This window comes from Citrobacter sp. S46_ASV_140 (assembly GCF_018919545.1).
Lineage (GTDB): Bacteria > Pseudomonadota > Gammaproteobacteria > Enterobacterales > Enterobacteriaceae > Citrobacter > Citrobacter braakii.
The window spans coordinates 1-4,627 of record NZ_JAHLRC010000189.1 but is presented as its reverse complement, the minus strand read 5'-3'; the positions used below and the strand labels follow the sequence as shown (position 1 = coordinate 4,627).

The window sequence follows — 4,627 nt, the reverse complement described above, 5'->3', positions numbered from 1 at the left end:
CCTGTACGTTCTACGGCACGGCGAACACTAACCAGATGGTGGTGGAGTTTATGGGTATGCAACTGCCTGGCTCCTCATTTGTACATCCTGATGCGCCGCTGCGTGAAGCGCTGACCGCGGCAGCAGCCCGTCAGGTAACACGCCTGACCGGCAACGGCAATGAATGGATGCCGATCGGTAAAATGATCGATGAAAAAGTGGTAGTGAACGGTATTGTGGCGCTGCTGGCGACCGGGGGCTCTACCAACCATACGATGCACCTGGTGGCTATGGCGCGTGCGGCCGGGATTCTGATTAACTGGGATGATTTCTCCGATCTGTCCGATATCGTGCCGCTGATGGCGCGTCTGTACCCGAATGGTCCAGCAGATATTAACCACTTCCAGGCGGCGGGTGGCGTACCGGTGTTAATGCGTGAACTGCTTAATGCGGGTCTGCTACATGAAGATGTGAACACCGTTGCCGGATTCGGTTTATCCCGCTACACCATGGAACCGTGGCTTAACGAGGGTGAACTGGACTGGCGCGAAGGGGCGGTGAAGTCTCTGGACAGCAACGTGATCGCCACCTTTGACCAACCATTCTCCCACCACGGCGGCACCAAAGTACTGAGCGGTAACCTCGGGCGTGCGGTGATGAAAACGTCGGCGGTACCGGTAGAAAACCAGATTATTGAAGCGCCGGCAGTTGTCTTTGAAAGTCAGCATGATGTGTTACCCGCGTTCGATGCGGGTCTGCTTGACCGGGATTGCGTGGTGGTTGTGCGCCATCAGGGACCAAAAGCGAACGGAATGCCAGAATTACATAAACTCATGCCGCCACTTGGTGTATTATTGGACCGTTGTTTCAAAATTGCGTTAGTTACCGATGGACGACTTTCAGGTGCTTCAGGTAAAGTGCCTTCAGCAATCCATGTAACCCCGGAAGCCTATGATGGCGGGCTGCTGGCAAAAGTACGCGATGGCGACATCATTCGTGTGAATGGACAGACAGGTGAATTGACGCTGCTGGTGGATGAAGAGGAACTTGCCTCCCGTCAGCCACACATTCCCGATCTCAGCGCATCGCGCGTGGGTACGGGACGTGAAATGTTCAGCGCGTTGCGTGAAAAGCTGTCCGGTGCGGAGCAGGGCGCAACCTGTATCACTTTTTAAGACTTATTTTGTAATCAGGCGAGAGAAAACTCTGATGAAAAACTGGAAGACAAGTGCAGAAGCAATCCTGACCACTGGCCCGGTTGTACCGGTTATCGTGGTTAATAAACTGGAACACGCGGTGCCAATGGCAAAAGCGCTGGTTGCAGGGGGCGTGCGCGTTCTGGAAGTGACCTTACGTACCGCATGTGCGATGGATGCCATTCGCGCGATCGCAAAAGAAGTTCCGGACGCTATCGTGGGTGCGGGTACCGTACTGAATCCACAACAGCTGGCTGAAGTCACTGAAGCGGGTGCGCAGTTTGCTATCAGCCCGGGCCTGACCGAGCCGCTGTTGAAAGCTGCAACTGAAGGCACTATTCCGCTGATCCCAGGCATAAGCACCGTTTCTGAACTGATGCTGGGTATGGACTACGGTTTGAAAGAGTTCAAATTCTTCCCGGCGGAAGCTAACGGCGGTACTAAAGCGCTGCAGGCAATTGCGGGTCCGTTCTCTCAGGTCCGTTTCTGCCCAACCGGCGGTATCTCTCCGGCGAACTACCGTGATTACCTGGCACTAAAAAGCGTGCTGTGCATCGGTGGTTCCTGGCTGGTTCCGGCAGATGCGCTGGAAGCTGGTGATTACGCACGCATTACCAAGCTGGCTCGTGAAGCAGTAGAAGGCGCGAAGCTGTAATAACGCAAAATGCCCGGTAATCATTACCGGGCCTGCGAGTCTGAAACGGGCCATCTGGCCCGTTTTTTATCCTGCGACTTTCACCTGTGCCGCCGCGTCTTTCGCGCGTGTCACCGCGTCTTCAATACTCTGCGCTGTGGCCAGCACAACGCCCATACGACGGCTCCCGTCGATGTCCGGCTTGCCGAAGAATCTGACTTGCATACCTGTGCCCACAGCGGCCTGTACGTTATCAAACGTGACATTCTGGCTGGTAAGCTGCGGCAGAATAACGGCAGAAGCAGAAGGCCCATACTGACGGATTGCGCCAACCGGCAGACCGAGAAATGCGCGTACATGCAGGGCAAACTCAGACAGATCCTGCGAAATCAAGGTCACCATACCCGTGTCGTGAGGGCGAGGGGAAACTTCGCTGAAAATGACCTCATCACCGCAGACAAATAGCTCTACCCCAAACAGACCGTGGCCGCCCAGCGCCAGCACCACCTTACGGGCAATCTCCTGCGCTCGAGCCAGCGCCAGGTCACTCATTTGCTGCGGCTGCCAGGATTCGCGATAATCGCCATCTTCCTGACGATGTCCTACCGGTGCGCAGAAATGCACGCCATCAACGGCGCTGACGGTAAGCAGGGTGATTTCAAAATCAAAATTCACTACGCCTTCGACGATAACGCGTCCGGCACCTGCTCGGCCGCCTTGTTGAGCATAATTCCAGGCTTCAGTGAGTCGATCGGCGGAACGGATAAAGCTCTGTCCCTTACCGGAGGAACTCATTACCGGCTTCACGATGCAGGGATAGCCGATTTCGGCGACGGCCTCGCGAAAGCGGGCTTCGCTGTCAGCAAAGCGGTAAGAAGAGGTCGGTAGAGATAATTCTTCGGCGGCGAGACGACGGATTCCTTCGCGGTTCATGGTCAACTGCGTCGCCCGGGCGCACGGCACGATGTTTTGACCGTCCTGTTCCAGTTTTACCAGCATATCCGTGGCAATCGCCTCTATTTCCGGCACGATATAATGTGGTTTTTCACGCTCGACGAGCTGGCGTAAAGCATCGCCATCCAGCATGTTGATTACGTATGAGCGATGGGCAACGTGCATGGCTGGCGCGTCGGGGTAACGATCCACGGCAATGACTTCCACACCCAGGCGTTGGCATTCAATCGCCACCTCTTTACCCAGTTCACCTGAACCTAATAACATCACTCGCGTTGCTGCGGGACGCAGCGCTGTGCCTAATAACGTCATAAATTAATCCCCTGTTTTATCTGGGCGCAGTATATACGAAAACGTTTGCGTCTGTCTTTATTACCAGGTTGATTTCAAGGCGCAAAAAGAATATACTGTACATAAATACAGGTAATTTAAGAGGCTGCAAAAATGGCGGTTGAAGTTAAATACGTAGTCATTCGGGAAGGTGAGGAAAAAATGTCGTTTACCAGCAAAAAGGAAGCCGATGCGTATGACAAAATGCTTGATACAGCAGATTTGCTCGACACATGGCTGGAGCAATCGCCGGTAGCGCTGGAAGACGAGCAGCGCGAAGCGCTTTCCCTGTGGCTGGCTGAGCAGAAAGATGTGCTGAGCGCCATTCTGAAAAACGGCAAGCTGCCCTCTCCGCAGGCGGTCGAAAACGATGCGCACGCTGAGGATGATACTCAGGCTGCCTGAAACGACTTGCGCTCCTGACGTTTTGTACCATGCTTTTCCCTGAATCATTGTGCAATCCCTGACGTCTTTTCACGTTGCAACAGGCAACCTGAAGGACGAAGGGGAGATTAAGGAGAAAAGAATGTATAAAAAAAGAGCGTTGTTGAGCCTGCTGTTGTTGTCTGCCAGCGTATCTGTATTTGCGGCAAATATGGAAAGCAAGAATGTTCAGTTCCCCAAGTGCGAAGGGCTGAATGCTGACGGTATCGCGGCGAGCGTGAAACGTGATTATCAGCAAAATCGCATCGCGCGCTGGGCTGACGATCAAAAACGCGTCGGGCAAGCCGATCCTGTCGCCTGGGTCAACACGCCCGATATTACGGGCAAAGATGGGAAATGGTCAGTTCCCCTCACGGTTCGCGGTAAAAGCGCGGATATTCACTACCAGGTAAAAGTCGACTGCAAAGCCGGAACGGCGGAGTATCAGTCGCAGTAACGAAGGTAGAAGGTATTTGCACTTCTTTTGATGACCTGAACACTTCCTGACATCCCCTCGGGTACGCTTTGATGATTATTCGTCTGTACTTGAGGGGCAACATGGCTAACTGGCTGAATCAACTTCAATCTCTTCTTGGGCAAAAAGGATCTTCCGCGTCATCTTCTGGTGAGCAAGGGCTGAGTAAACTTCTGGTTCCCGGCGCGTTAGGCGGTCTGGCAGGATTACTGGTTGCCAACAAATCTTCACGTAAATTACTGAGTAAATACGGCACCAGCGCGCTTCTGGTGGGCGGCGGTGCGGTTGCCGGTACCGTATTATGGAACAAATACAAGGATAAGGTTCGCGCGGCGCATCAGGGTGAGCCGCAGTTCGGTGCACAAAGCTCGCCGCTGGATGAGCGAACCGAACGACTGATCCTGGCGCTGGTTTTTGCGGCGAAAAGCGATGGTCATATTGATGCCAAAGAACGTACCGCCATTGAGCAGCAACTTCGTGAAGCAGGCGTGGAAGAGCAGGGCCGTGTTCTGATCGAACGCGCTATTGAACAACCGTTAGATCCTCAGCGCCTGGCACAAGGGATCCGCAACGAAGAAGAGGCGCTGGAAATTTACTTCCTGAGCTGTGCGGCGATTGATATCGACCACTTTATGG

General features: G+C 53.8%; 6 protein-coding genes. 5 read left to right on the top strand and 1 reads right to left on the bottom strand.

Annotated features, from left to right (window positions below):
• The coding region (locus KQJ19_RS22395; protein WP_216404176.1) for a dihydroxy-acid dehydratase at positions 1–1,154 on the top strand (1,154 nt) is incomplete at its 5' end.
• Between the two features lie 34 nt (positions 1,155–1,188).
• On the top strand, positions 1,189–1,830 hold the full coding sequence (gene kdgA / locus KQJ19_RS22390; protein WP_016152768.1) for a bifunctional 4-hydroxy-2-oxoglutarate aldolase/2-dehydro-3-deoxy-phosphogluconate aldolase: 642 nt from the start codon (positions 1,189–1,191) through the stop codon (positions 1,828–1,830).
• Between the two features lie 66 nt (positions 1,831–1,896).
• Here the strand turns inward: kdgA and purT are convergent, their stop codons facing one another.
• Positions 1,897–3,075 carry a formate-dependent phosphoribosylglycinamide formyltransferase gene (gene purT / locus KQJ19_RS22385; protein ID WP_046276424.1) on the bottom strand — a complete coding sequence of 393 codons (1,179 nt, stop codon included), beginning with the start codon at positions 3,073–3,075 and terminating at the stop codon, positions 1,897–1,899.
• A gap of 132 nt (positions 3,076–3,207) precedes the next feature.
• Here purT and yebG point away from each other — a divergent pair, with 132 nt between their 5' ends.
• From yebG to KQJ19_RS22370, 3 genes are all read left to right on the top strand, one after another.
• Positions 3,208–3,498: a DNA damage-inducible protein YebG gene (gene yebG / locus KQJ19_RS22380; protein WP_003833810.1), complete on the top strand. Its 291-nt coding sequence runs from the start codon at positions 3,208–3,210 to the stop codon at positions 3,496–3,498.
• 121 nt (positions 3,499–3,619) lie between these two features.
• Positions 3,620–3,973 carry a protein YebF gene (yebF, locus tag KQJ19_RS22375; RefSeq protein ID WP_094761903.1) on the top strand — a complete coding sequence of 118 codons (354 nt, stop codon included), beginning with the start codon at positions 3,620–3,622 and terminating at the stop codon, positions 3,971–3,973.
• A 101-nt stretch (positions 3,974–4,074) separates the two neighbouring features.
• A partial coding sequence (locus KQJ19_RS22370) for a tellurite resistance TerB family protein (RefSeq protein ID WP_216404175.1) occupies positions 4,075–4,627 on the top strand: 553 nt, incomplete at its 3' end.

Bases quoted from the DNA above. Each gene is read 5' to 3' on its own strand.
- kdgA (WP_016152768.1), top strand. From the start codon at position 1,189: ATGAAAAACTGGAAGACAAGTGCAGAAGCAATCCTGACCACTGGCCCG.
- purT (WP_046276424.1), bottom strand. From the start codon at position 3,075: ATGACGTTATTAGGCACAGCGCTGCGTCCCGCAGCAACGCGAGTGATG.
- yebG (WP_003833810.1), top strand. From the start codon at position 3,208: ATGGCGGTTGAAGTTAAATACGTAGTCATTCGGGAAGGTGAGGAAAAA.
- yebF (WP_094761903.1), top strand. From the start codon at position 3,620: ATGTATAAAAAAAGAGCGTTGTTGAGCCTGCTGTTGTTGTCTGCCAGC.